Genomic DNA, 26,136 nt, shown 5'->3' with positions numbered 1-26,136 from the left:
AAATCAACAACTAATTTTGCGCTTTTTTTAGTTCATTTAAATATGAAACAGCTGAAAGTGCTGCTACATTTCCTTCACCAGCGGCCTTAATGTACTGATATGGTGTACCAGTAATATCGCCACATGCAAATAAACCTTTGATGTTTGTATTCATCTGACGGTCTACTTCAACGTGATTTCCATCCATCTTTAAGCCTGGAACAAGCTGTGATGGAGCAATCTGCTGTCTTAAAATAAAGATTCCATCTGCTGAGAATGTATCGCCGTCTGTTGTAAGAACAGCTGCACCATCTTTCATCTCGATTGTGCCTGGCTTTACATCGCAAGTTACTTTAATATTACCACTTAGATTTCCATTATACTCGTATTGTGGCAAATAATAAACTGTGTCAGCTCTTTCTGCTAAGAATTCAGCCTCTGGCTCATCCTCTTCGCTGTATGCAAGGATGATTGCTGTCTTTCCTTTATATAAAGCTGCATCACATGTTGCACAGTAGCTTACGCCTCTTCCAAGATTTTCCATCTCACCAGGGAATGGCTTCATTGTAGTCATTCCAGCTGCAATGATTACTGAGCTTGCTTCGTAATCACCATTGTGGCACTGAATTGCGAAATACTGACCCATTGAATAAACAGCATTTACTTTATCTTCTGTGATTTCAATGCCCATTCCTGTGGCATGATCAAGAAATGCCTTTGCCATATCTGCACCAGCTACATCAGGTAAACCTAAGTAATTCTGAATAGTGTGTGCCTTTGAAACCTTATCAGAAGAACCTTTACCACCAATAAGAAGTACTGATTTATTTCTAACCTTTGCTGTAATAGCAGCCTCTAATCCAGCAGGGCCTGTACCTATAACTGCAATATCATATCTTTCCATGTTTTAAAACCTCCATAGCTCTTTTAAAACTATAATAATTGCGTGCAATCTTTTAAGTTGATTTAATTGTACTCAATTGAATTGTATTTGTCAACTCATTTTTTATAAAATAAAACCCTAGACATTTTATTGTCTAGGGCAATTAAAATACATAGTTTACTGGAACATCTTTGATACAAGATTTTCCTGGCTTTCCATCTGGTTCTTCAAAGCCATATTCTGAGCAGCTCCAACCACTCCACTTGACTTCATTTTAGTAACTGACTTGTAAAAATCAGCATCCTCTTTCTGAGCCTGTGCACTTGTAAGGTTCTCAGCTGTATTGTTATTTACATTATATGCAGCTGATAAGCCATTGGTCTCGGCACCTATCTGGCTACGCATATCACTAATTGACGAATATGCTTTATCCAAAGCATCAGTGCTGATATTATTTCCATTTCCAGAAACATCAAAGTTTTCTAAATCAGCAATTGCAGCTTTTGCATCTGCTTCCTGGATTGTAGTGCTTGATGTACCAGTGTAGATATTAATATCTCCTGTTGAACCATCAAGTAGATTCTTTTCATTGTACTGTGCCTGATTAATAGTCTGATTGATTGTAGCTACAGACTGTTCATTTGCCTCCTGAAGAATCGCTCTGTCGCTTTCTGAATAAAGACCATTCATTGCTCGAACAGTGTTTTGCTCAATATCTCCAAGAGAATCAGTAATATTAGAAAGAGCTCCGTCTGCAATATTTGCAGCATCTATTCCATAAGAAATGTTACTGCTGCCTGTTGTAAGAGACTTAGCCTCCTTCATAATCTGCTGTGAAATGGATAATGCTACCGCATCATCTGCAGCTGTATTTACTTTTTTGCCTGTTGAAAGTTCCTTCGAAGCCTTCTTCTGCTGCTCCTCAGTTTCCTTTCTTTTATTAATTGTGTTCTGATACTGTGCTGTGTTTACATTAGATTGAATCTTCATAATAACTCACCTCAATCTTAAAACGTTACATAATTACATAAATTTCCAATTTGTAACCGTATTATAACACCGCACTTTCATAAAGTCATGTGAATTTTATGTGATTATTCTATACTACTGTTCCTCTGGGCCGTGGACTGTGCCATAGAGCTTTAGGTTGGTAGTTTGTCTATCTATCTCAGCATTATATCTTTCAATTACCTTATCCCAGTATTCGTTGAGAGCACTCTCGTCCCTTCTATCTGGAATACCATACTCAGTGGTAAGCATGTTTCCAACATAATCGGAAAGCTTTTCTGCCCCTGCCAAATTTAGATGAAGGCCACCATCATATGTATCCTGGCTCCAATCAAGACCAAGCTCATCCTGAAGCTCAAGGAAGTTGATATAGTCTAAGCCGTTAGCTGAAGCATAGTCTTTTATCTGCTGATCCCACTCGTCATACCAATAAGGATAAAGAGTAGGTGCCTTTACAAGGACAAGCTTAACATCATTATCCTTGCAAAGCTTTGTAAGCTTATCAAGATAATAGTAGGAATTATCGCCAAACTGATAGTCAGCAAGAGGTCTTCCCTCTGGCACATCCTCTGCAGCCTTTACATCTACTCGCATATAGTATCCGTTGAAGGAAACCTTATCTCTGTGGAACATGTATTTAAAATCATCTGCAGATAAATCACTCCATCTAGAGTGATATCTTAGAATAGGGAAAACATATTCAAGAAAGTTTTCCTCATCTGTCATTGAGGCATTTATGGAATTTACTTTACTTGATGACCATTTCATGCCATCCAAAGTCATTCTATTGTAAGCCTCATTCTGTGGCTCGTTATATTTCATAGAAAGCACGTTGAAAACAATCACATCAGGATGCTCCATTTTGACTGTTTCCTCAGCAAGGTAATATGACTGCCATATCAACTGCTGGGCACTTCCTCTTATATATGAATTGATACCATAATTCTCCCAAAGATAAACAGGAGAAATGTTTTCGTATAATTCACAATCGCCAATGAATACAACATTGTGATCTGTAGGATCATCGTAGTATTCCTGAATCATTGCTCCTTCCAAAATGCCTGACATATACTTAGGCTCAAGCAGCTTGGAAGCAAGAAAAATGCCGGTGAGAGCAATGACTAAAGATAATATAATCGCTATAAACTTTTTCATCATACCCTCCGACTAAAACTGATTGTAAATAAACTGGCTAGCTGAATAACCGATGCCATATGCACCGAAGACTAATGTAGCCATGAATAGTCCATACCAAATAATGAAACGAACTGGTGCAGCAAGTCCATAAATCTTTTCACGCACGCAACCACTTCTTTGAATAAGGCTGACTGTTACAAGAATAAGCATGCCTATAAACACCACAAGATAATCAAATCCTGTAAGTCCCATACCAATGAAAGCCTCAGCATTTAGCTGACTAAGACTTGACTGGCTGAAAATGCTTCCAAACATTTTAAATGTAAGTGGCACATCTCTGTAGCAATCAAACATACGAAGGCTGGACATAATAAGAACGGTTCTTACCACCTGGAATAATCTCCAACCGAAAGTTCCCTGCACATGTACCTTTGAATGGAACCAGCGATAAAATGGCTCAAGCTCCTGGGAAATCATGATAACTACAAAGTTGCCAAGTCCCCATACGATAAAGTTCCAGCTTGCTCCATGCCAGATACCAGTTGTAAACCATACAATAAAGCTTGAAAGATATACAGGCACTCTCTTACCTAGGTTGTTTCCAAGGCGTGCTCTTGATTTCTTTGAAAGCTTCATCATAAACTGGCTGGCACTGATTGGATAGAAAATGTAATCAGTGAACCATGTACCCATGGTGATATGCCATCTGTTCCAGTATTCCTTGATATTCTTTGAGAAGTATGGGCGAATAAAGTTTTCTGTAACCTTGATTCCCATTGTCTCTGCCACACCAATGGTAATATCGATTCCACCAGTGAAATCTGCATAAAGCTCAAGTGCATAAAACATTGCGCCAGCAAATGCATAGAAACCGTTGTAGGTATCTGTGTCTGCAATGATTGCCTGAACAGCCACAAAGATTCTATCTGCGATAACAAGCTTTTTGAAAAAGCCCCATAGAATACGCTCTAATCCAAAGCTTACTGTCTTCCAATTAAAGCTGTGCTCCGCATAAAGAGTCTGGCTCAAATCATGGTATCTGCTAATAGGTCCCTGAACTAACTGTGGGAAAAATGATACGAAAAGCGCAAACTTGAAAAGGTTATCCTGTGCTTCATGCTTACCATTATAAACATCGATAAGATAGCCCATAGACTGGAATGTGTAGAAAGAAATTCCCATTGGAATGATTAAATCTACAAAAGAAATCCCGTCTGCTCTACCAAATGCTGCCAACAATGAATTGATATTGGCGATGGTAAAGTTGGTATATTTTGTAACTGCAAGAATACCTAAATTAAATAGAAGGCATGCCAAAAAGATTTTCTTTTCAGCACTATGCTCCTTTGCTTTTAAGGCCTTGCGTTCTTCCTTTTCATATTCCTTTTTATGCTCCTTAAACCATCCATCAAAGGCCACCTTCTTATCTGAAATAACCTTTGCACCATAAAAGGTAGAAACAGTTGTGATAGCAATAAAAATTAAATATCTAGGATCTGCTATGAAATAAAAAATGTAGCTGGCAATAAGTAAAAATGGCCACTGAATCTTTTTAGGAATCAGATAATACAGCACAAATACTGCCAGCAAAAATCCTATAAATCCATATGAAGTAAAAAGCATTCTTTAGTCCTCGTCGTCTAGCTTTTCCTTAATCAAAGCATAGATTGCTTCTGCGGAATTGAAGTTTTCTGGTGTAAGCTCTGCAGCTCCGATAGTTACATCAAATGTCTCGTTAATCTCTGAAATAAGCGAAACAATATCAAATGAATCCAAAATTCCTCCGTCAACTAAATCTGTGGCTGTCTTAAAATCAACCTCAGGATGTAAATCCTCCAAAATCTCTAATAATTCGTTCATCTTTTTCGTACTCCTTTCTCGTGCATGCCTGTACTGTGTGGATGCACTATGTAAATTATTTCTATGAGCTGGTAGATAACAAGCTCTGAGATTTCTCAAGCGAAACATGTGTTGAGCGGAGAAATACTCAGGCTTGTAGGCGTAACCAGCGGACTAGGCTTTTTGATACATTTTGGTCAAGCTTACACGGTCTATTTTACCGTTGGCTGTAAATGGCATGTTTTCTAAACGGTTCACCTTGTTTGGTAGCATGTAGCGTGGAAGCTTGGTCTTTAATGCTTTGATAAGGTCACCTTCTGTGATGTCGCCTACATAGTAAAGCACTATTTTGCCTTGTTCCTTGGCATAGATGCAGCCCGAAAGCTTTATCTCTGGCACAAGATTTACATTTGCTTCGATTTCCCCAAGCTCGATACGATGTCCCATGTGCTTGATTTGGAAATCTTTTCTAGAATGGAACACAAGCTCACCATATTCGTTGATGTGACCTATATCGCCAGTTCTATATATGATTTCTGGGTACGCTGTGTTCAATGGATTCTGAACATAAGCCTCAGAAGTCTTCTCTGGATTGTTGTAATATCCAAGTGTTACTGATGTTCCTCTGATGCAGATTTCACCCTGCTCTCCATCAGCTGCAAGTGTATTGTCTTCCTTTAAAAGCATGATTTCTGTGTTTTTAAATGGGAAGCCAACAGGAATAACCTCATCGTCAGCAAACTCTCTTTCCACTGGATAGTAGCAACACATTCCTGTGCCCTCTGTTGGTCCGTAGAGATTGAAGAACTTTGCTTCTGGCACTGCTGCTCTCCACAATCTAAATTGTTTGATTGGGAAAACCTCGCTACCGAAAGCGATTGTTTTCAATGCGTGTGGTACGACAGTATCAAAGGTCTTGAATGCACTAATCATTGTAAGGGCTGATACAACCCAGCAAACTGTATTGATGTTATGCTCATTAATGTATTCCACAAGCTTGATAGGAAACATGAAGTATGAATGTGGAATCAGATAAGTGGTTGCCCCAAACTTCAGCGTTGGATAAAGCTCCTTGAGACAGGCATCAAAATAAAGAGGTGTCTGGTTTCCAAAAACTGTATCCTCATTAAATCCAAGAGTCTCTGAAAGCTGCTCAATATAATCGATTACTGAACGGTGGCAAGCACATACACCCTTTGGAACTCCTGTGGAGCCTGATGTAAATACGATATAGATTGGATCTGTATCAATGGCCTTCTTTCTAACTAAAGCAAGCTTATCCACATCTGGCTTGGTATTTACCATATCTTTGAACAATAAAACCTTAGCTTTATACTCAAAATCGTTTGCAATATCCACTGTGGAATCATCGCAGATGATAACCTTTGGCTTGCAATTTTCAAGAATAAGCTGAATACGTGTAGCAGGCATTTCGCTATCGATTGGTACGTAGTAGCATCCTGCATTGATTACTCCAAAGAAAGTAGCAATTGTATTTGGGCTCTTCTTCATAAATACAATTACTGGCTCTCTGCTGCATCCCATCTCAAGGAGGTTTGTTCCTACAGAATCCATGATGTTTTTAACATCGGAAAATGTAAGCTGAACCTCATCATCGGCATAAGCCACCTTTTCTGGGACTCTCACTAGACTCTCGTCTATGTAGTCTAAAACATTGTTTTGCATCTTACTTTCCTTCTTTTATTAGTTCTTTGTATTCTGGTCGAAGCTTTGCGCACTTTATTACACAATCCCTTGCCAAAACATCTATTATGTCAAGAACACCTTCTATATGATTATCTCTTTTTGCTATAGAAAGCTCTGTACATCCTAAAATAACTACTTCTGCTCCGGAAGCTAAAAGCTGATTTTTAACCAGTTCAAACTCCTTCATGGAAACAGGCTTGCCTGCCTTTACCTCATCATAAATGATGCTCATTACAAGCTTTTGATATTCCCCATCCGGGTAAACACACTGAATGCCATAATCCATAAACACGGAATCAAAAAGCCTGGTTGAAACTGTTCCATCAGTGGCCATAATGCCAACCTTTTTTATACCATGCTCTGCTAAATAATCTGCTGCTTCTCTAATTCCATTGGAAACTGGCACATCCACACTCTTTGCTATCTGCTGATGGAAATAGTGTGCAGTGATACATGGAATTGCTATGTAATCAACGTCCTGCAACTCCAGGCGATTTGCCAAGTCTATAATCTTTGGCAGTGGACTTTCCTTTGTATTGTCCAAAATGTAGCCTGTGCGGTCTGGAATAGATGGCGAATTATAAATCACCATTTCAATATTATCCTGGTCGGTGGCTGCATCTGTCATCTCTATAATGCGGCGCATAAAATATGCTGTAGCCATAGGTCCTAGGCCACCTATTATACCTAACTTTTTCATTCTCCCTTATTGCTCCTGATTGTCGTTAAAATATGTGTAAATTTCTCTATCGTAGTTGTGAGAATGATAATGAGCATCTGAGTATGTCATTAATTCCTCGTCTGTCAGATAGAAGCCTTTGAAGCTTTTGTCCAATCGTGGTGTAGTGTCAAAATGGCGCCAGCCTTCACCACAATCAATTACATTCCAATAATGATGTCTTGTGGCGGTTGGAATGATTTCGATATCCTCATTTGGAATGCCTGCCCTTGTAAGCAAAGCCTTGCTAACTGCGAAATAGTTGTAGCAGTCACCATGCCTGTTTTTAAGGCCATCGTAGGCCCCCTTTAGCCAATCTCCGCTATCATCACTTTCGCTGTAACCGATATTACCCTGCACCCACACATAAATGGCATGAGCCTTGTCATAAGCAGACATATCATCAGTGATTATCTCTGCAAGAACCTCATCTGCTAAAGCGAATACTTCTTCCTCTGTGTATTCCTGCTGAATGACGGTGATTGTGCCTTCCTTTAAATCCATGTTGCCCATGGAATCTGTGGCGGTATAAACTACGGTGTACTCACCAGGGGTATCCAAATCAACCTTGCTGCTGTCCACCTGAACCTCAATATCGGTGTCCACATTGTCAGTAACAACCACGTCCGTTTTGAAGCTTACAGATGTACCTGCGTAGACAGTTTTATCAAGCTGGCCCTCAATAACTGGCGGCTCGATATCGTATTCCTGAACGAGATTTAGAACTGTATCTGCTTCTGTCTTGTTGCCTGAGCCATCCTCAGCAACAATAGTGATAGGAATCTGACCATAATTATCAAAGCTTATGGCCTCACCAAAATATACTGAAACATCTCCAGATAAATCACTTACAGATTCAACAAAATCCTGGGCTGCTGGAACTTCTTCCTTTGTGCGAGTCAGTTGCTTTACAGTAAGCTCTGGAGCAACAGTATCCTGCACTTCCAAAGTGCACTGATAGGTATATTTGCCAGATACAATCCCTACATCATAGGTGCCAGGGAAATCAGTGGTGATAACTGTGTCACTTGTAAACTCCGCAGTCTGATCCGGATTCTTCAGAAAATCTGCTGCAGAAACTTCCCCACCAAGCTCTACAACACAGCTGGAATATACCCTGCTTGAGTAGTCATAATAAAAATAGGCTCCCACACCTAAGCAGACTGCAATAACAGCTGCTAATGGTATGAAAAGCCTATATATCTTTCTAGTTTTTTTCTTATTATTTTTTGACGATTTTGTCATTCCCATGATACATATTCTCCCGAGCGTTTACACTCAAGGATAATTTTAGCAATCATGGATATTATAGTCAAATTTAGCTAGATTTTTACTTGATTAAGGTATTAAGTATACCTCTAAACAACTGAGCGCCAGTGTTGCCACCAAGTGTCTGGCCAAACTTACCTCCGATTTGCTTGCCGACCTTTTTGCCAAGCTCACGTCCTACAGTGCCTGCCACAGTTGTACCTACTGATTTTGCTGCACGCTTCTTGCGATTGGCTTCCTTTTCCTTCTCACGCTCTGCTGCTTTTGCTGCTGCAGCCTCCTCTTTTGCCTTGGCTTTTGCAGCTTCTTCCTCTTCTTTTGCAAGAGCTTCTGCCTGTTCCTTTTCTACACCCATACGAAGAAGTAGTTCGTAGGCTGACTCAGCATCTATCGCATTTGCGTATTTAGAATAGAGCATGCTAGACTTTATGGCCTTATCTCTAGAAGCATCATCAATTCCACCCATCTGGGACTGAGGTGGTAAAATAGCAACCTTTTCTACAATTGATGGAGTGCCATCCTCCTGCAAGAATGAAACAACTGCCTCTCCTGTTCCAAGTGCTTCGATTACATCTGCTGTCTTGAATGCAGGATTTTCTCTGAAGGAATCTGCCGCTGCTTTTACAGCCTTTTGCTCTGCTGGAGTGTAAGCGTGAAGCGCATGCTGCACCTTATTGCCCAGCTGTGCCAATACTCCATCTGGAATATCACGTGGATTCTGAGTTACGAAGAATACTCCTACTCCCTTTGAACGAATAAGCTTTACCACCTGCTCAATCTTATCAAGCAGTGGCTTTGGTGTATCGTTAAATAAAAGATGAGCTTCATCAAAGAAGAATACCATCTTTGGCTTGTCCAAATCACCTACCTCTGGCATGGTTTCGAAAAGCTCTGAAAGAAGCCAAAGAAGGAATGTAGAATATAATCTGCCATCGTTTACAAGGCTTTGACTATCCAAAATATGTATCATGCCTCTGCCCTGCTCCCCAAGTGTAAGGAAATCTCTGATATCAAGGGCAGGCTCACCAAAGAACTTATCTCCTCCGGCCATTTCAAGAGCAACAACAGCTCTCTGAATAACACCGATGCTTTGCTTGTTAAGATTTCCATAGTCAGCTTCAAATTCCTTGTTATTATCAGCCACATAGTTAAGCATGGACTTTAAATCTTTTGTATCTATTAAGGCAAGATTGCTTTCATCTGCAATTTTAAACACAATCGAAAGAATGCTACTTTGATTATCATTTAAGCCAAGGATTCTAGAAAGTAAAAGTGGGCCCATTTCTGTAATTGTAGTACGTGCCTGAATACCATTTTTGCCATAGATGTCCCAAAGAGTAACAGGATATCCATGGTACTCAAAGCCGGCCTTATCAAGTCCAAACCTTTTAATGCGCTCCTGCATATCTGCACTATCCTGGCCTGGATTAATCATTCCTGCAATGTCCCCTTTTACATCTGCAAGAAAGACAGGCACTCCCATGTCGGAAAATGATTCAGCCAAAACCTTCAGCGTTATGGTCTTTCCTGTACCTGTGGCACCAGCGATAAGCCCATGTCTATTTGACATCTGTGGTAATAAATATACCGGTTCTGACTTTTCCGTATTTGCAACCCAAATCTTACCTTCTCTAATCATAATCGCCCTCCCAATATTTATTTAAACCTCTTCAACATAACTTACAAAATCAAGATTGTTAAGATCATCTATAAGCTTTAAGTGTGAATGTCTCTTCTTGAAGTCCAAATCAATCATAAGTGCTGTATCGGTACCAGATAAGGTCTTATCCTTTGTCTTGTTCATGCTAGTGATTTGATAGCCCATTTCCATGAAGCTTTTACGAAGCTTCTTAATACCGTTTGTCTCTTCTACTTCGATGTACAAGCTTACATAACGGCTGTTTTCCTCAACACGTGTGCTAAGGTGCATGAGCAGCAGATTTGCAATAAGCACAAGACCAAAGCATACAAACCCCACTGATAAATATCCTGCACCAAAGGCCATGCCCATACATGAAGCAACCCAAAGCGTTGCAGCTGTTGTAAGACCTTTTATTTGATTTCTACCTGTAACAAGAATAGTTCCTGCACCAAGGAAGCCAATTCCACTTACAACACCTGCTGGAATACGGCTTACATCGGCATTAAGCTCTGGAATGAGTGCCAGATAGATATTCAAAACTGTAGCAACTGCTGAACCTAAGCTAACAAGTGCAAAGGTGCGAATACCTGCGCTGTGTCTTCTAACTACACGCTCCCAGCCAATAAGACTGCCACAAGCTGTTGCTATCACCAATCTAATTGCTACTGCCAAATCATCCATGCCCTGCAAGTAATCTATTATCGTATTTACCATATATAACACCTCAATTATTTAGTCTGTATTATGCTAATTCTTTTTGCAGTGAGCCAAATAGCATGGCAAACCAACAAAAATCATTCCGCCTAAGATATTTCCGATTGTAACTGGAATTTGATTTGCAAAAAATCCAGCCACAGAAAGATTAGCAAGCTGATCTGCGGTGATACCGTATGCCTCTGCTGCCTTTGCAACGTATGTATCATTGGTAGCGGCAAGCATGCCCATTGGAATATAAAACATATTTGCCACACAGTGCTCAAATCCACCTACCACAAATGCCATGATAGGAAAGAAAATAGCCCAAACCTTACCAGAAATATCCTTTGATGCTGCTCCCATAAGGATGGCGGCACAAACCAGAATATTACAAAGTATTCCCGATGCAATTCCTTTTATAGGAGTGATTGTAACTTTGCCAAGAGCAACCTTTATTGAGTATGCACCTAGCAAACCTGCTGAATAGTCAAGATTTCCCGAGAAATACGTGAGAGCCACTATGATTAAGGCTCCAACTAGATTAGATACCCAAATGATACAAAGATCTCTGACCACCTTTCCCCAAGAAAATCTGTGGTCCATTGCCCCCATTGATGTAAGACAGTTGCCTGTGAAAAGCTCTCCACCAATAAATGTGATAAGCATAAGTCCTACTGGGAAAATAGCTCCCGCCACAAAACGAGAAAGCCCCACATTTGTTACTGCATGAGCAGCTGTTGAACTGGTGGCAGCTCCAAGAGCGATAAATGCTCCTGCCATAATTCCAAGCAATATCATCTTTGGAAGTGGAAGGCTAACCTTCTTCTCCCCTCCACAAATATTTGCCTCAATCACCTCTTCAGGTGAATTAAAAATTTTGTCCATATGACCTCCCCTTCTAAAACTTTACTCTGCCTCGATTCTTTCCACTATAAAATCTGTGCATCGATTAAGTTTTAAATTGTCACTTCCACATTTCAAGCAAACATCTTTGAATTCGTGTCTGGTAAACTCTGCCCCACAGTCCTTGCATACAACTTTCGATTCCTTAACTGTGGCATCCACCTTTACTCCATCAAGAGGTGTTCCCTCGCTCATCACCTGCAGATATTCCTCAATAATCTCAGGTACATAATCACACTGATCCCCAATCAGCAAATGAATAATATTTACTTTTGAAAGATTGTTTTTTTCGGCCTGTTTATTGACTAATTCAAAAACATATTGTGTCACTGCTAGTTCGTGCATCTCAACCTCTCATGTAAAAACCTTACTTTTCTTATTATTTTATTTCATATTGATGCTATAAACAAATATTTTTTGACAATAAAAAAGGCAGCAGAAATCTGCTGCCAAAATATTTATTGAAGCTTCATATCCCCTTCTTTTACCCATCCAAGCTTCATTGCAATCTTGTTGAAGATTGGGCAAAGAACTGCTGGAAGGATAAAGCAAATAAGGATTAGGCCAATCCAGTCAAATGCTGTGATTGCCGCTTTTGAGCCAGCTGCCACATCATTTACCCATCCTGTGTACACACCAATCTGACCTACCAGACCGCATGTACCCATACCAGATGAAACGGCAGGACCGTTCATTTCAAGCTTGAAAAGGCATGTTGCAAGAGGGCCTGTGATAGCTGAGCACAGAATAGGTGCTATCCAAATACGAGGATTCTTGATAATATTTCCCATTTGAAGCATTGATGTACCAATGCCCTGAGAAATAAGACCACCCCATTTGTTTTCCTTAAAGCTCATGAATGCAAAACCTACCATCTGAGCACAGCATCCTGCTACTGCTGCACCACCTGCTAGTCCTGTAAGTGATAGTGCTGCACAAATAGCTGCAGATGAAATAGGAAGTGTAAGTGCAATACCTACGATTACTGATACAAGGATTCCCATAATAAATGGCTGCTTTGTTGTTGCCCACATAATAAGTGTTCCTACTGAGCTGGCTGCCTTGCCAAGAGCTGGAGCCCACCAAGCTGAAAGGGCAATACCTACACCAATTGTCACAAGAGGTGTAACCAATATGTCGATTTTTGTTTCTTTTGAAACTGCTTTACCAATTTCTGCTGAGATGATTGCTACAAATAAAACTGCAAGTGGACCACCTGCTCCACCAAGAGCATTGGAAGCAAAACCTACAGTGATAAGTGAAAACAGTACAAGAGGAGGTGCTTGGAGAGCATATCCAATTGCAACTGCCATGGCAGGGCCACTCATTGCTGTGGCAAGACCACCAACTGTGTATTCCACACCGGCAACTGTAGCTACCGGCACAGTTAAAAATCCAATTCCAAACTGAGTTCCAATGGTATTGATGATTGTTCCAATAAGAAGTGAACAGAACAATCCTTGAGCCATTGCCCCAAGAGCATCTACAAGATATCTTTTAACAGAAATCTCGATGTTTTTTCTTTTCAAAAATTCTCTCATTTATCAATTCTCCTTAATTAATCTTCTCCAAGTCTTGCTAACATATCGTGAATTTCCTGCTCCTTTGAGCATACAAATTCTACATTAACATCCTTTATCTCCATACCGTCCTGGGCAAAGTAAAGCTTAATATAGAAGCTTGCAAAGCAGTCTGCGAAATCAACAGAAACTGTCTGCCACTCTCTGTCCTCTCCGGTGAGGGTTATCGTCTTTACGATATCTCTATCTCTGAAAACTGTCAAAGGAATCTGTGCAAGTGCGCTAAGATTTTTTGCACGTACAGTCATTGTAAGTCTGTAGTCGCCGCGTTCTTTGATTGCAACGGAAAGCATATTGGCACTGTCACGACCTGTTTTGATTTCAGCTGGATCAACAGCAAAAACATCACTTTCTTTGAAGTTGCAGTCAATCATATTGTCATATGAAAGCTCTTCCTCATCTGCCTCGTCTAAAAGCTGATTATCTATCTCATTGTTTTCATTTATAAGTCTGAAGAACACTGGCTTTGAAATAATGAATCTGCAAATGTTTGCAGCGCAACGCTGATAGTCAGCTCTAGTTACTGTACCATTTGCAAGGCCCTCCAATGAGTTATCATTGTTTGTGTTGTCAGCAGCACTTGTAGTAACCATGTAAAGGTCGTTTTGAGCTGCTACAATGTCTGCCATATCGGCTCCGTCTCCTGCTCCAGCATTTCCGCCTTTTGCCCACCAGTCCGTCATTACGATACCTTCAAAGCCCCATTCATCCCTAAGGATTTTTGTAACCAAATCGAAGTTTGAAGATGTGTATCGTCCATTGACTGGGCCGTAAGTTGTCATAACAGCATGAGCGCCAGCTTCTTTAACAGCAATCTCGTATCCCTTTAAATAGAGCTCTCGGATTGCGCGCTCAGATGCCACATGCTCAGCATAGTGACGTGAGGTCTCCTGTGTATTCAAAGCAAAATGCTTTATTGTTCCAGTGATATGGTATTTATGCATGCCCTTAAGCTGATATGCAGCACACTTACCTGTTAAGAATGGGTCCTCTGAAAAATACTCGAAGTTTCTACCATTCAAAGGATTTCTGTGAAGATTCATACCTGGTCCAAGCAATACGTCCACTTTGTTTTTACGAAGCTCCAAACCCTCCCACTTATAAAGCTCTTCCATTAATTCAAGATTCCAAGAGCTTGCTAAAAGTGTTCCATTTGGCATAGCAAAAGCTTTCTTGCCAGAATCCATTCTGATTCCAGAAGGACCATCTGTACAGCAGGCAACAGGAATACCGTAGCCTAAAAGTGAATCTGTAACACCACCAAATGCGCCGCCTGTTCCTGGTGTAACCTTTGGCGAGCTCATACCCTCGCCTCTAACGATGGCAACCAAATCATCGTCAGAAAGCTGAGCAATGAAATCATCCATTGATACTCTGCCTTTGGCAACATCCACAAGCTTGTAGCCCTTATCACCTGTCTGGGTGATTTCTGTTGGAAGCTCTTCTTGTCGATGCTCAACTGAACTTTTTGTTGCTGTTGGAACAGCTTCATATACAACTGAGAATGTTCCATCTGCATTTATCTCAGGCTTAACCCTTGTATATTCAATTGGTGGTGCCATCAGCTCTGACTTTTGGTCTACCACAACAGTTTCAGAAATATCTACTGATGCAGATTCCTCAGCTCGCACATCACCGCCCACGTAGAATGTATATGTTCCCTGCTCTAGTACATAGGCACTCTTGTGGCCTGTAACACCCGAGTCATCGTAGCAAGACATATAGTATGTTGGCACATGAATTTCACATTCCACTGTTTCACCAGGCTCGATTTCCTTAGTCTTATCAAATCCAACCAATACTCTTGATGGATTTCCCAGCTTGCCCTGTGGCTTTTCTAAGTAAAGCTGAACAACCTGCTGTCCCTTACGTGAGCCAGTGTTAGTAACAGTTGCCACAACTGTCGCTCCATTTGTGATATCAAACTCTAAGCTCTTACACTTGATATCAAAGCTAGTGTAGGATAAACCAAATCCAAATGGATATAAAACTTTGTCTTTAGCAAATGTTTCAAAATATCTGTATCCAACATAGATATCTTCCTGCTGGATATTTCTCTTCTTTTTACCAAAATTAGCTGTAGATGGGTAATCATCAATATCATAGGCAATAGTATCAGAAAGTCGGCCTGCTGGATTTACGTCCCCTGATAAAACATCAAGAACACCATTTCCACCTTCCTGGCCTCCCTGCCAGATATATGCAACAGCGCTAGGGTTGTACTTTTTAACCCACTTCATATCAATAATGTTGCCCACATTCAAAAGAACGATTGTCTTTTCAAACGCCTCAGTAACATTTTTCAGCATTGTATGCTCATCTTCTGTTAGAAGATAGCTTCCTTCTGTTGCACTATTATCCTGGTCCTCACCTGCTGTACGACCAATTAGCACAATTGCAACATCAGACTTTGCTGCTGCCGCCTTTGCTATTTCTGGTGTGATTACCATTTCCTTTTGGAACCATGGTTCACTGGCCCATCCGATTCCGGCATCAAATGGATTTTCCTTTATCCATTCATCATAGATTGCTTTTAAATCCTGGTTCAGATTATATCTATCATCAGCCTCAAGTGCTTCTTTTACTCCAATAACATACTTGGTATTTACCATACCGCCTGAGCCTGTACCGCTTTTATAGTAGTTGTACTGACTACGGCCAAACAATGAAATAGTGGTACCTTTCTGAAGTGGTAAAACATCACCATCATTCTTCAAAAGTACCACACCTTCTGCAACTGCGCGTCTGGCCACAGCTGCAAATTCATTCTCGTCAAATAACTTTCCCGACATTCCTCCAATATCCTTTCTCCAAAACATTCTTTCAAGAGTATACATTACAGATTCATGGCTTGCATCATTTATTTATACAAAATTCATCTTCATTTTTGGGCTTTTTTATCAATAAAACTTGCAATTAATTGTGCACAATGATAAATTTTTATTTATAGAGAATTGAGGGAATTATTATGAAAAAAGGATTAGTAATGGAAGGTGGAGCCATGAGAGGCATGTTTACCTGCGGCGTAATCGATGTTCTCATGGAAAACAATATTGATTTTGACAGTGCTGTTGGTGTTTCAGCTGGTGCCACATTTGGACTTAATATTAAATCAAAACAGATAGGACGAGGTCTTCGCTACAACAAAAAATATTGCAACGACAAGCGCTATGCAAGCTTCAGCTCCTTGATTAAAACAGGGGACATTTATAATGTGCCATTCTGCTATGGCACTCTCCCATACGAGCTTGATAAATGGGATTACGATACCTTTTACAAGAATCCTATGGATTTCTACTGTGTAGCCACAGAATTATCTACCGGAAATGCGGTATATCATAAATGCGATAACTGTGACGGCACTCCAGATGGAATAGACATTCGCTGGATACGTGCATCAGCTTCAATGCCTGCAGTGTCAAAGCCAGTTCCAATCGGAGATGATTTGTATTTAGATGGTGGAATGTCAGATTCCATTCCTCTTCGTTTTATGGAAAAGCAAGGCTGCGACAAAATCCTTGTTATCGAAACCCAGCCTGCTGACTATATTAAAAAGCCTCAGAAATACATGAATATTATTAGATGGATTTTGAGAAAATATCCACGAATGATTGACACAATGGAAAACAGGCACAACATGTATAATGCGCAAAAAGCATACGTTAAAAAGCAGGTTGCCAATGGCAAGGCTTTCGTAATCAGGCCAGATGCCCCTCTCAACATTGGTGCCACAGAAAAAAATCCTGACGAATTACAACGTGTTTACGATATCGGACGACGCATTGCCACAGAAAATCTAGAAAAAATAAGAGCTTATTTGACCGCTTAGTCAAATAAGCTCTTTTATTATTCTTTCGTCTATACGGTAAACTGGTTAATAAGATTTTCAATCTTATCTGATGATTCAGATACTACAGTGGCACTGTTATCCACACCACGAGAGTTTTCTGCAACCTGTTCTGCCCCTTCAGCAAGAGTTGTGGCTGTAGCACTAACCTCTTGTGTACTAGCTGACTGCTCCTCTGAAATAGCAGCCATAGAAGTTGCAATCTCATCAACGCTACCAATCTTATCAATCATATCACCAACAGTATCGCTGGCTTCATCAAGGCTCTTGAATATCTTTTCAAATGTCTCTCCAGCCTGGTTTACAGATTCCATACTGGTGTTGATTTCTTCAACATTTGATTCTGCCTTTGTTGAAAGCTCTGCAATCTGAGCTGTAATCTCTTTGATAATAGCTGAAATCTGCTGAGTACTATCTGCAGAGTTCTGAGCCAACGCACCTATCTCATCAGCAACAACTGCGAATCCCTTTCCAGCTTCGCCGGCACGTGCAGCCTCAATAGAAGCATTAAGTGAAAGAAGGTTGGTCTGGCTGGAAATAGAATTAATCATATCAACAATAGAATCAATCTGCTTAGCAGACTCATCTACGTTGTTAACAACATCATTCATTTCACGCATTGACTGTGCAACATTTGTCATACCAGACTGAACTGCCTGCATGTCACGCTGGCCATCTCTTGCTGTGCTAACCAAATCATCCATTGTCTGCTTGGTTGTCTCACTCTGCATAGTCAAATCATTAACCTGCTGAGCCAATGTAGTTGCATTTTCTGCAAGATCAGCAACTGCAGAAGACATATCGTCCATTGTATGCTGAATCTGTTGCATAGCACTTGCCTGCTCATCAGCACGCTCGTTCAAATCACCAGATACATTCTTACTATTTGTAGCCTCTGAAGCGAGCTGATCAGTCATACTCTTAATCTCAGTGAGCGTACTACGCATCTGTTCAACATAATCATGCATGTTGTTATTCATGGTGCCAATTTCATTTCCACCACCTGCTGGAATATCAACTGTAAAGTCACCATTTGCAATTCTTGTAATATTCTCTGTAAGACTACGTACTGGTTTTGTAATCTTTGAGTTGATTAACTGAAGAAGGATTACTGCCATTGCCAAAACGATAATTGCGGCAATTACAATACTAATGAGTATGAACTGTCTAAGTTCTGCTAATACTGCATCCTGAGGTACATATGAAATAAGAGTCCACTCTGTACCATCTACGTTATCAAATGAAACGAAATAATTCTTTCCATTATTTCCTTTCATTGTAACAACAGAATCACTTCCGCCTGCAGCAACAACTTCTGACATTCTCTGCAAGAAGCCGTCATCTGTATGTTCAGATACATCTGTACCAACATATTCTGACTCTACCGATCCAATAATCTGAGTACCCTGAACAAGTAAGCTGGCACCCTTTCCACCTGGAGTATACTGGCTAACCATCTCTGAAATACCAGCAAGGGCAATATCTGTAGACATTACACCCTTACGACCATTCAAAGTGATAGAACGTGAACCGCATACAACCATATTTCCTGTTGTTAAATCCAGAGAAGGTGCACCTATAACAATCTCTGCCTGGCCATCACCATTCTGATACCAACCTCTGGTAGTTGCATCATATTCACTTAAATCCGGGAACCATCCGCTACCATCATAGAACTCAGTTCTGCCGATTGCGATATAAGCATCTGTTACAACACCTGGGAACTCATTTAAAGATTCAGTCAACAGATTATTAACCTGAACATCGCTTTCAAAGGTTCCACCCTCAATAGCATCTGCCAAGCCATCATAATACTTGGTCATGCTATCCATTGTTTGTGCAATATCAGCAGCATTTGCTCTAGATTCCTGATGTAATCCCTCAGTAGCCTCTGACACAATTACCTTCTTTGCCTGCAACGCTAAAATAGTAGTTACGATTGCGATTGCCACAATTACAAGAGGTATCAAAACTGCCAATAATTGTGCACTAATACGCTTTTGCTTAGCTTGTCCTTTCGCCATAAGTCCCCTCCTTCTGTATAATATGAAACGTAAACGTAAAATGTACTAATTAAAACACTAGCAAATTTCGATGTGCAAATTTGTAAATTTCTATGTCCTATCTGTGAACTCGGCGCGTCAATTTGTAATTGTCAAATATTACAAAATTTATTCACTAGATATCTGTCAAAAGTATGTTATGATGTAAATATAAAAGGGGTAATTCGAACTATGAGGTTCATAAAAGAAAGGGGTTTATTATGTTAAAAGACTATACTAAAATTCCTGCTCCACTAAACTCAGATGTTGTTTTGAAAATAATTCCTGGTCACTTCGCAACCAACCACTCCCACATCACAAACTATATGGAAATCGGAACCATAAAGACCAGATGTAATGAGGCTCACGGTGTAGCCCAGCTTCTTGCAATGCACTATTCCGTATCCACACCAGTAGACACAATCGTATGTGCCGATGGCATGGAAGTAGTTGGAACATATCTTGCCGAAGAACTAACAAAAGCCGGTGTCGCAAACTACAATCAGCACAAGACAATCTATGTCACTGCCCCAGAGCTTGCTCCATCCGGCCTGCATATTTTCCGCGATAATCTACAGCTAACTATCCGCGACAAACACGTTCTATTATTATTCGGATCACTAACCACCGGCCGAACTCTCGAAAGTCTAGCCGAATGTGTACAATACTACGGGGCAACCATCAGCGGTGCCTGCGCCATCTTCTCAGCCGTTCGAGAAGTGGACAACATCCCCGTAACGGCCGTATTCCACGACGAGGACATCCCTAACTACCAGTCGTACCCACTCCACGAGTGCCCTCTCTGCAAATCCGGCACCCCAATCGACGCCATCGTAAACTCCTTCGGCTACTCAGAGCTTCGCTAATCCCAGGGGCCACCTGTGGATGGTGGCCCCTACTCCTCTTCGGCGAAGGGGTCGATTTTGATTTCGAACCAGAAGGTGGCGCCTTGGCCGGTGATGGATGAGACGCCATATTTGGCACCGTGGAGCTCCAGTACGTTCTTTACGATGGAGAGGCCAAGTCCGGTGCCTTGAAGGGCTCGCTTGTGGGTTGTCTTGTCTTTGTAGTAGCGGTCCCATACGTATGGGATGTCTTCCTGCTTTACGCCGTCGCCAGTGTCCACTACTTCGATGCGAAGTGTGTTGCCAATGACCTTTTGAATGACGGTGACCTTTTTGTCCTCGCCGGTGTAGTTTATGGCGTTGTTTACCAGATTGTAAAGAACCTGGTACATCTTCTGCTCATCTGCATATACGCTGACTTCGTCGTCGTAAACGAAGTCTATAGTGTAGCCTTCTACTTCACGAAGCTTGTTGTAACGCTCCAGGACATGACGAATACTTTCTGTAAAGTTGTATTCCTCTGGCTGGATGGAAATTGTGCCAGCCTTAAGTTTTGAAATGTCCAGCATGTCGTTTACAAGACCTGTTAAGCGCTCCGTCTCTTCGATGATAACCTGAACATTTTCTGGTGTGTTCTCGCCAGGGATGTCTCTCATAACCTCTGCATATCCCTTTATCATAGTAAGCGGAGTTCTAAGGTCGTGGGATACGTTTGCAATAAGTTCTTTTTGTAAGCTGTCAGCCTTTCCAAGTTCTTTTGCGGCGTAGTTTAGAGTAGCTGATAACTCTGCAACCTCCATATAGTCATCTGCATCGAATTTAACACTGTAGTCACCAGCTGCAAGCTTCTTGGCGCCATCGTTCAATTTGATAATAGAGCGAGATGTGCTTTTAGCTGTGGCTGCTGCAAGAATAAATGCAATGATAATTATGATGACAGTAATAATTCGAAGCTGAGCTTTCAGTGTAGTAACTGTAGCGTCGACAGGTGTTAACACCGAATTAATCATTACAACTTCTTCCTGCCCATCCACTTCGATAATGCGAACATAGATAACAGACTCAGCCATTTCATTACCAATGTTTTGTCTGAACTGCTCCTTCGTCATTTCGTTTTCCGGAGGGATTGTGTATTCGATTTTTCCCTCTCCCTGACCAGAGGATTCTTCTGAAGTTTCATCTGCACTGTCAGGAGCATTCTCTAAAATGTTTTCAGGTTGTTCTAATTCCGTTTCAGGAGTAGCTTCTGATTCTCCGTCTATTTCAGGCTGTTGTTCTAACTCCTTATTAAGGTTTTCCCTGATGCTTCGCTGCATTTCGCTACCTTTAAACTCAATAACAGCCTCGCCACCATTAGCAACAGCCTCATCGTAAAAGAGACTGAACATAAAATGTGGCAATGAAGACATCTGGGAATTTGAAATATATTCCGCATTATAAAGGGAGTTGCCCTCTGAATCTGTAATGAATACGCCCAGGTTGTAGTTGGCCGCAAGCTGGTCTATTTCAGATGCAGGATCATCAGATTCATGAAGAAGCACCTCAACCTTATCTAGAACATTTTCTGTTTCCTTTTGCTTTATCATTTTGTAGAAATCATTCAGATAGACAATCTGAAAAAACCATAGTACTCCTAAAAGTACTATGGCAAAAATCAAGAATATACAAAAGGTTTTCCATTTAATACTAATTTGACTTTTTTTCAATGGGTCCTCCACAATTAAGCCTCGAATCTGTAACCTACTCCTCTAAGTGTAACAAGCAGGCGACGATACTCACCTAGACTGTTTCTAAGTAGCTTTATGTGTGTGTCCAGTGTGCGGTCATCACCATAGTAGTCATAACCCCAAACCTCGGTAATAAGACGCTCACGTTCAAGTGCTATGTTTTTATTTCGAACCAGGTAGAAAAGAAGCTCGTATTCCTTTGGCGACATATCTACACGCTTGCCATCAATGGAAACTGTTCTGGCGGTAAAGTTGATTTCCAGGCCTTCATAACGGAAGATATCTACCGCACCTTCATCAGACTTGCTTCGGCTTGTAACAACATTCACACGCATCATAAGTTCCTTTGGTGAGAATGGCTTTACGACATAATCATCAACGCCTGCTTCAAAACCGTGGATTCTATCATATTCCTCACCTCTTGCTGAAAGCATAATAACTGGAATATCCTTTATCTTTTTGATTTCACTGCAAGCTGAGAATCCATCAAGCTCTGGCATCATAACATCCATGATGATAACATCGTAGTCACTGTTTGCCTTTACCTTTTCTATGGCATCCATACCATCGCATGCTTCTGATATTTCATAGCCTTCAAACTCACCGTACTTACGGATAAGTGAACGAATCTTTTCTTCGTCATCTACCACCAAAATCTTTTTCATACTGACCTCCTATAGCTAACCTAGCTTAGATTATTATATAATCCCCCCTAAATGTGAATTCTAAGTGACGATATTAGAATTTTTTACTGAATATATGTCTTCTTTGCTTTACGGATAAAGTATGAGAAAACACACCATACAACAACAAAAGCAATGAGAAATCCTACATTTACTGCATGAGGGAACTTTACATAACCAGTGTCATTAAGCAATCCCTGAATTCCAAACACAATACAAAGTGCTCCAAAAATAGCTGACTTTGGCATCAAATACTTTGATAATCCTTTGATATCAGCACACTTTGCAAGCTCCTCTGCTGTAATCATCATAGGATCAACAATTCCTGCCTTAAGGCTTTTGATACTAACAAATACAAGGTATACTCCCAATACCCCGATTACAACATCAAATATTTTCATAAAACCTAAATCCATTTTTAATCCTCCAATAAATTATTCTCGCCTATTATTATATAGATTATTTATTCTCTTTTCTATAAAAACAAGGCCATTTATTATCCTCAAAAGTTTTCCCGCAATTCCTTGAAAATTAACAAAAATATCAGATAAATTCATTTGAATAAAAGCTATTCTTATTGTATTATTATTCTATACTGTGCAGGAGGGATAAGACATATGGATATTACAGGCAAAAAGATTTTAATATGCGATGATTCAGTCCTTGCTAGAAAACAACTCATGGATGCAGTTAAAGAAGTCAGCACAGGTGCTACTTTTATTGAGGGGAAAAACGGAGCAGAGGCTGTAAATTTGTACAAATCAGAAAAACCTGATTTAGTTTTTATGGACATCGTAATGCCAGAAAAAGACGGCACTACTGCTCTATCTGAAATCAGAGAATTCGACAATGATGCAATCATTATCATTGTTTCTTCAGTTGGTACTCAGGATCAACTCAAAAAGGCAATTCAGCTCGGCGCAAAGGACTTTATTCAGAAGCCTTTCGAGAACAATCAAATTCAAGAAATAATCGAGCTTCGACTTGGAGGAAAATAATCTATGTATACACAATTCTTGGGGAATTATTTGCTTCAAAAAGGAATTGTAAATCAAGAGCAGCTTTTCAATGCAATGTCTCGTCTTTCGCAAACACATATTAAGCTTGGCACAATTGCCATTCACGAGGGTTTCATGACCGCAAAAGAAGTGGATGAATGCTTATATGTGCAAACTCGTGAAGACAGACGCTTTGGTGAAATAGCTGTTAATAGAGGATATCTTACAGATGATCAGGTAAATGATTTACTTACAAGACAGACTCCTGATTTTATTTTACTTGGCCAAAATCTTGTTGAAGATGGAATATTTTCTTACGAAGAGTTAGAGCGTATTCTTTTCGATTATAAAAATGAAACTGAAATATATGATTTAAGTCTAGATGTTGAAAATGAAGAAGCTGTTCACGCCATCATTTCCAATTTCTTTGTTCTTGCAGAAATGCCTGTAAGTGAAGAAAACGTTATGTATTTGGAGCTGATGTTCAACAGCTTAATTAGATTTGTTGGAGAGGACTTTTCTCCTCTCACTCCTATGGTACTTGATGAATTTCCTGTCACATTTGGTGTTTCGCAGAAAATATCCAGTGACAGAGAGTTTATTACACATATTGATTGCGACAGGGAAACAGCCATTGCATTTGCTTCCCGCTACGCAAAAGAAGACTTTGGAGACTTCGATGAGTACGTTGTTGCAGCCCTTGAGGACTTCCTCAACCTCCACAATGGACTCTTCATAGTAAACATTTCCAACGCCTTATCAAAAGACATATCACTTGCTCCACCAGAAATCACCGCCGACGGTGTCCTCTACGGAGCCAACAAATGCGTAGACTTCCCAGTCGCCTACCCATTTGGAACCATACACCTTATAATATGTTTTTAGACTAAGAGAGCTACCTGTTACGTCTACAAGCCTACTGATTTCTCCGCTCGACAACACGTCTCGCTTGAGAAATAGTAGAGCTTGTTGACTACAGGTAGCTCATTTACTTTACGTAAATATGATCTGGTGCTATGCACGGCTTTTTACGATTATTAGATTCCGAGGAAGCGTTTTACTTCGGCGCACATGTCCGCTACTTCTACGACGGTGTCATGACGAACCTCTGCGGAGCGGATTTCTTCGATGGCATTAGGTACTGCAACCTTTCCAAGCTCTGAAAGCTTGTCTACGAGTATGAAGTCTTCCTCGCTTTCATATGCTGAGTCGATTGCTCCCATAACAGCACGTGTAAACTTAAATGGGCTGGCTGTTGATGCAATGACTGTTACCTTGTCGTCCTGTGTGTCAGCCTTGAATTTGTTATATACACATGATGCAACACCAGTGTGTGTGTCAATGATGTAGCCTGTCTTATCATAAAGATTCTTGATAGTCTCGCCTGTCTCTTCTTCTGAAGCGTAATTTCCATAGAAGCTTTCAAGCTTAGCCTTCATATCTGAAGTTATTTCGTATTTACCAGTTGTCTTAAGAGACTCCATAAGTTCAGAATTCTTTTTAGCATCATCGCCAGCAATGTGATAGATTAATCTCTCAAGGTTGCTAGAGATAAGGATATCCATTGATGGAGAGTTTGTAAGAATGAACTCTCTATTTTTGTCGTATTCTCCTGTAGTGAAGAAATCGTAAAGGACCTTGTTTTCATTTGATGCGCAAACAAGCTTATCAATAGGAAGTCCCATGTTCTTTGCATAATATGCAGCAAGGATATTTCCAAAGTTTCCAGTAGGAACAACTACATTGATTGTCTCACCTGACTGTACCTTTCCCTCTGAAAGAAGCTTTGCATAAGCATATACATAGTAAGCAATCTGTGGAACCAAACGGCCAATGTTGATTGAGTTTGCAGATGAGAACTGGAAACCTGCTGCATCAAGCTCTTTCTCAAGAGCCTTGTCGTTGAACATCTGCTTAACACCTGTCTGAGCCTGATCGAAGTTACCCTTGATACCAACAACATGAGTGTTAGCACCCTTCTGAGTAACCATCTGGCGCTCCTGGATTGCTGATACACCATTCTTTGGATAGAATACAACGATTCTAGTGCCCTCTACGTCTGCAAAGCCTGCAAGAGCAGCCTTTCCTGTATCACCTGATGTAGCTGTAAGAATGACGATATCGTTCTTGATATTATTTTTACGAGCGGAAGTAATCATAAGATGTGGCAAGATTGAAAGTGCCATATCTTTAAATGCAATTGTTGAACCATGGAAGAGCTCCAAATAGTATGCTCCATCAGCATAAACAAGTGGTGCAATTTCCTCTGTGTCAAACTTGCTATCATAAGCGCTATTTATACAATGCTTAAGCTCGTCCTCTGTAAAATCTGTAAGGAAAAGCTTTAACACTTCATAAGCAACCTCCTGATATGTCATTTCAGAAAGCTTCTCAAGTGAAACATCTAGAGCTGGAATGGATGTAGGTACATATAAGCCTCCATCATCAGCCAAACCCTTTAAAATAGCCTGTGAAGCTGTAATCTGCTGCTTTGATGCATCTCTTGTGCTAACGTAATTGATTCCCATGATTATTCCTCTCTAACTATATTTTTGTTTAACTTTTGGGCTAGTACCAAACAGTTACACATACTGTAGCACAGTAAAGCATTAAATGCTAGTAATTTCTGTAAA

Annotated in this window: 23 protein-coding genes; 4 read left to right on the top strand and 19 right to left on the bottom strand. The window is 40.4% G+C overall.

What is annotated here, in order from left to right:
• Positions 1-10: 10 nt before the first annotated feature.
• The 14 genes from BM102_RS09740 to BM102_RS09675 all read right to left on the bottom strand — a co-directional run bounded on the left by BM102_RS09740 (position 11) and on the right by BM102_RS09675 (position 16,153).
• Positions 11-883 carry an NAD(P)/FAD-dependent oxidoreductase gene (locus tag BM102_RS09740; protein WP_044933668.1) on the bottom strand — a complete coding sequence of 291 codons (873 nt, stop codon included), beginning with the start codon at positions 881-883 and terminating at the stop codon, positions 11-13.
• 156 nt (positions 884-1,039) lie between these two features.
• Positions 1,040-1,852: a flagellin gene (locus BM102_RS09735; protein ID WP_044933667.1), complete on the bottom strand. Its 813-nt coding sequence runs from the start codon at positions 1,850-1,852 to the stop codon at positions 1,040-1,042.
• A gap of 114 nt (positions 1,853-1,966) precedes the next feature.
• On the bottom strand, positions 1,967-3,025 hold the full coding sequence (locus BM102_RS09730; RefSeq protein ID WP_242942928.1) for an SGNH/GDSL hydrolase family protein: 1,059 nt from the start codon (positions 3,023-3,025) through the stop codon (positions 1,967-1,969).
• Positions 3,026-3,037: 12 nt separating this feature from the next.
• A complete protein-coding gene (locus BM102_RS09725; protein WP_090481492.1) occupies positions 3,038-4,630 on the bottom strand; it encodes an MBOAT family O-acyltransferase in 1,593 nt (530 codons plus the stop codon).
• A gap of 3 nt (positions 4,631-4,633) precedes the next feature.
• A complete protein-coding gene (locus tag BM102_RS09720; RefSeq protein ID WP_044933664.1) occupies positions 4,634-4,867 on the bottom strand; it encodes a phosphopantetheine-binding protein in 234 nt (77 codons plus the stop codon).
• Between the two features lie 153 nt (positions 4,868-5,020).
• On the bottom strand, positions 5,021-6,532 hold the full coding sequence (locus BM102_RS09715) for an amino acid adenylation domain-containing protein (protein ID WP_090481489.1): 1,512 nt from the start codon (positions 6,530-6,532) through the stop codon (positions 5,021-5,023).
• Position 6,533: 1 nt separating this feature from the next.
• Positions 6,534-7,253 carry a cysteate racemase gene (locus BM102_RS09710; RefSeq protein ID WP_090481486.1) on the bottom strand — a complete coding sequence of 240 codons (720 nt, stop codon included), beginning with the start codon at positions 7,251-7,253 and terminating at the stop codon, positions 6,534-6,536.
• 6 nt (positions 7,254-7,259) lie between these two features.
• Positions 7,260-8,522, bottom strand: coding sequence for a transglutaminase domain-containing protein (locus BM102_RS09705; protein WP_049960209.1), 1,263 nt, complete (start codon positions 8,520-8,522; stop codon positions 7,260-7,262).
• A 79-nt stretch (positions 8,523-8,601) separates the two neighbouring features.
• Positions 8,602-10,179, bottom strand: coding sequence for a helicase HerA-like domain-containing protein (locus BM102_RS09700; RefSeq protein WP_090394531.1), 1,578 nt, complete (start codon positions 10,177-10,179; stop codon positions 8,602-8,604).
• 21 nt (positions 10,180-10,200) lie between these two features.
• On the bottom strand, positions 10,201-10,896 hold the full coding sequence (locus BM102_RS09695; protein ID WP_074788804.1) for an MgtC/SapB family protein: 696 nt from the start codon (positions 10,894-10,896) through the stop codon (positions 10,201-10,203).
• A gap of 33 nt (positions 10,897-10,929) precedes the next feature.
• Positions 10,930-11,763, bottom strand: a complete 834-nt coding sequence (locus BM102_RS09690) for a formate/nitrite transporter family protein (RefSeq protein ID WP_090481483.1) — start codon at positions 11,761-11,763, stop codon at positions 10,930-10,932.
• Between the two features lie 21 nt (positions 11,764-11,784).
• Positions 11,785-12,126, bottom strand: coding sequence for a hydrogenase maturation nickel metallochaperone HypA/HybF (locus BM102_RS09685; protein WP_044933658.1), 342 nt, complete (start codon positions 12,124-12,126; stop codon positions 11,785-11,787).
• A gap of 113 nt (positions 12,127-12,239) precedes the next feature.
• On the bottom strand, positions 12,240-13,322 hold the full coding sequence (locus BM102_RS09680) for a PTS sugar transporter subunit IIC (protein ID WP_044933657.1): 1,083 nt from the start codon (positions 13,320-13,322) through the stop codon (positions 12,240-12,242).
• Positions 13,323-13,339: 17 nt separating this feature from the next.
• The gene (locus BM102_RS09675; protein WP_090481601.1) at positions 13,340-16,153 is read right to left on the bottom strand and encodes a glycoside hydrolase family 3 protein; all 2,814 of its coding nucleotides are present in this window, start codon (positions 16,151-16,153) and stop codon (positions 13,340-13,342) included.
• 176 nt (positions 16,154-16,329) lie between these two features.
• Here BM102_RS09675 and BM102_RS09670 point away from each other — a divergent pair, with 176 nt between their 5' ends.
• A complete protein-coding gene (locus BM102_RS09670) occupies positions 16,330-17,190 on the top strand; it encodes a patatin-like phospholipase family protein (RefSeq protein ID WP_090481481.1) in 861 nt (286 codons plus the stop codon).
• 29 nt (positions 17,191-17,219) lie between these two features.
• On the opposite strand, the gene BM102_RS09665 is transcribed toward BM102_RS09670, so the two are convergent.
• Positions 17,220-19,232, bottom strand: a complete 2,013-nt coding sequence (locus BM102_RS09665; RefSeq protein WP_090481478.1) for a methyl-accepting chemotaxis protein — start codon at positions 19,230-19,232, stop codon at positions 17,220-17,222.
• Positions 19,233-19,471: 239 nt separating this feature from the next.
• Here BM102_RS09665 and BM102_RS09660 point away from each other — a divergent pair, with 239 nt between their 5' ends.
• A complete protein-coding gene (locus BM102_RS09660) occupies positions 19,472-20,116 on the top strand; it encodes a phosphoribosyltransferase (protein ID WP_044933654.1) in 645 nt (214 codons plus the stop codon).
• A 29-nt stretch (positions 20,117-20,145) separates the two neighbouring features.
• On the opposite strand, the gene BM102_RS09655 is transcribed toward BM102_RS09660, so the two are convergent.
• From BM102_RS09655 to BM102_RS09645, 3 genes are all read right to left on the bottom strand, one after another.
• Positions 20,146-21,801 (bottom strand): sensor histidine kinase, encoded by a 1,656-nt coding sequence (locus BM102_RS09655; protein ID WP_090481475.1) that lies wholly within the window; start codon positions 21,799-21,801, stop codon positions 20,146-20,148.
• A 14-nt stretch (positions 21,802-21,815) separates the two neighbouring features.
• A complete protein-coding gene (locus BM102_RS09650; protein ID WP_044933652.1) occupies positions 21,816-22,487 on the bottom strand; it encodes a response regulator transcription factor in 672 nt (223 codons plus the stop codon).
• 83 nt (positions 22,488-22,570) lie between these two features.
• A complete protein-coding gene (locus tag BM102_RS09645; RefSeq protein ID WP_090481472.1) occupies positions 22,571-22,921 on the bottom strand; it encodes a hypothetical protein in 351 nt (116 codons plus the stop codon).
• A 201-nt stretch (positions 22,922-23,122) separates the two neighbouring features.
• On the opposite strand from BM102_RS09645, the gene BM102_RS09640 reads away from it, so the two are divergent.
• Both BM102_RS09640 and BM102_RS09635 read left to right on the top strand, forming a co-directional pair.
• On the top strand, positions 23,123-23,503 hold the full coding sequence (locus BM102_RS09640) for a response regulator (RefSeq protein WP_033153704.1): 381 nt from the start codon (positions 23,123-23,125) through the stop codon (positions 23,501-23,503).
• A gap of 3 nt (positions 23,504-23,506) precedes the next feature.
• Positions 23,507-24,388: a chemotaxis protein CheX gene (locus BM102_RS09635; protein WP_090481470.1), complete on the top strand. Its 882-nt coding sequence runs from the start codon at positions 23,507-23,509 to the stop codon at positions 24,386-24,388.
• 152 nt (positions 24,389-24,540) lie between these two features.
• Here BM102_RS09635 and thrC read toward each other — a convergent pair whose 3' ends face one another.
• Entirely contained in the window at positions 24,541-26,031 is a 1,491-nt protein-coding gene (thrC, locus tag BM102_RS09630) for a threonine synthase (RefSeq protein WP_090481467.1), read from the bottom strand.
• Positions 26,032-26,136: the final 105 nt, after the last annotated feature.

The organism is Pseudobutyrivibrio sp. JW11, from assembly GCF_900115355.1.
Classification (GTDB): Bacteria; Bacillota; Clostridia; order Lachnospirales; family Lachnospiraceae; genus Pseudobutyrivibrio; species Pseudobutyrivibrio ruminis.
The sequence above is the reverse complement of the archived record's forward strand: the minus strand, read 5'-3'. Positions and strand labels throughout refer to the sequence as shown.

What these genes read in the sequence shown, in the direction of transcription:
- BM102_RS09690 (WP_090481483.1), bottom strand. Translation starts at nt 11,763, where the DNA reads ATGGACAAAATTTTTAATTCACCTGAAGAGGTGATTGAGGCAAATATT.
- BM102_RS09675 (WP_090481601.1), bottom strand. Translation starts at nt 16,153, where the DNA reads ATGTCGGGAAAGTTATTTGACGAGAATGAATTTGCAGCTGTGGCCAGA.
- thrC (WP_090481467.1), bottom strand. Translation starts at nt 26,031, where the DNA reads ATGGGAATCAATTACGTTAGCACAAGAGATGCATCAAAGCAGCAGATT.
- BM102_RS09660 (WP_044933654.1), top strand. Translation starts at nt 19,472, where the DNA reads ATGTTAAAAGACTATACTAAAATTCCTGCTCCACTAAACTCAGATGTT.
- BM102_RS09725 (WP_090481492.1), bottom strand. Translation starts at nt 4,630, where the DNA reads ATGCTTTTTACTTCATATGGATTTATAGGATTTTTGCTGGCAGTATTT.
- BM102_RS09685 (WP_044933658.1), bottom strand. Translation starts at nt 12,126, where the DNA reads ATGCACGAACTAGCAGTGACACAATATGTTTTTGAATTAGTCAATAAA.
- BM102_RS09740 (WP_044933668.1), bottom strand. Translation starts at nt 883, where the DNA reads ATGGAAAGATATGATATTGCAGTTATAGGTACAGGCCCTGCTGGATTA.
- BM102_RS09650 (WP_044933652.1), bottom strand. Translation starts at nt 22,487, where the DNA reads ATGAAAAAGATTTTGGTGGTAGATGACGAAGAAAAGATTCGTTCACTT.
- BM102_RS09680 (WP_044933657.1), bottom strand. Translation starts at nt 13,322, where the DNA reads ATGAGAGAATTTTTGAAAAGAAAAAACATCGAGATTTCTGTTAAAAGA.
- BM102_RS09735 (WP_044933667.1), bottom strand. Translation starts at nt 1,852, where the DNA reads ATGAAGATTCAATCTAATGTAAACACAGCACAGTATCAGAACACAATT.
- BM102_RS09705 (WP_049960209.1), bottom strand. Translation starts at nt 8,522, where the DNA reads ATGGGAATGACAAAATCGTCAAAAAATAATAAGAAAAAAACTAGAAAG.
- BM102_RS09695 (WP_074788804.1), bottom strand. Translation starts at nt 10,896, where the DNA reads ATGGTAAATACGATAATAGATTACTTGCAGGGCATGGATGATTTGGCA.
- BM102_RS09665 (WP_090481478.1), bottom strand. Translation starts at nt 19,232, where the DNA reads ATGGCGAAAGGACAAGCTAAGCAAAAGCGTATTAGTGCACAATTATTG.
- BM102_RS09720 (WP_044933664.1), bottom strand. Translation starts at nt 4,867, where the DNA reads ATGAACGAATTATTAGAGATTTTGGAGGATTTACATCCTGAGGTTGAT.
- BM102_RS09670 (WP_090481481.1), top strand. Translation starts at nt 16,330, where the DNA reads ATGAAAAAAGGATTAGTAATGGAAGGTGGAGCCATGAGAGGCATGTTT.
- BM102_RS09635 (WP_090481470.1), top strand. Translation starts at nt 23,507, where the DNA reads ATGTATACACAATTCTTGGGGAATTATTTGCTTCAAAAAGGAATTGTA.
- BM102_RS09645 (WP_090481472.1), bottom strand. Translation starts at nt 22,921, where the DNA reads ATGGATTTAGGTTTTATGAAAATATTTGATGTTGTAATCGGGGTATTG.
- BM102_RS09640 (WP_033153704.1), top strand. Translation starts at nt 23,123, where the DNA reads ATGGATATTACAGGCAAAAAGATTTTAATATGCGATGATTCAGTCCTT.
- BM102_RS09730 (WP_242942928.1), bottom strand. Translation starts at nt 3,025, where the DNA reads ATGAAAAAGTTTATAGCGATTATATTATCTTTAGTCATTGCTCTCACC.
- BM102_RS09710 (WP_090481486.1), bottom strand. Translation starts at nt 7,253, where the DNA reads ATGAAAAAGTTAGGTATAATAGGTGGCCTAGGACCTATGGCTACAGCA.
- BM102_RS09715 (WP_090481489.1), bottom strand. Translation starts at nt 6,532, where the DNA reads ATGCAAAACAATGTTTTAGACTACATAGACGAGAGTCTAGTGAGAGTC.
- BM102_RS09700 (WP_090394531.1), bottom strand. Translation starts at nt 10,179, where the DNA reads ATGATTAGAGAAGGTAAGATTTGGGTTGCAAATACGGAAAAGTCAGAA.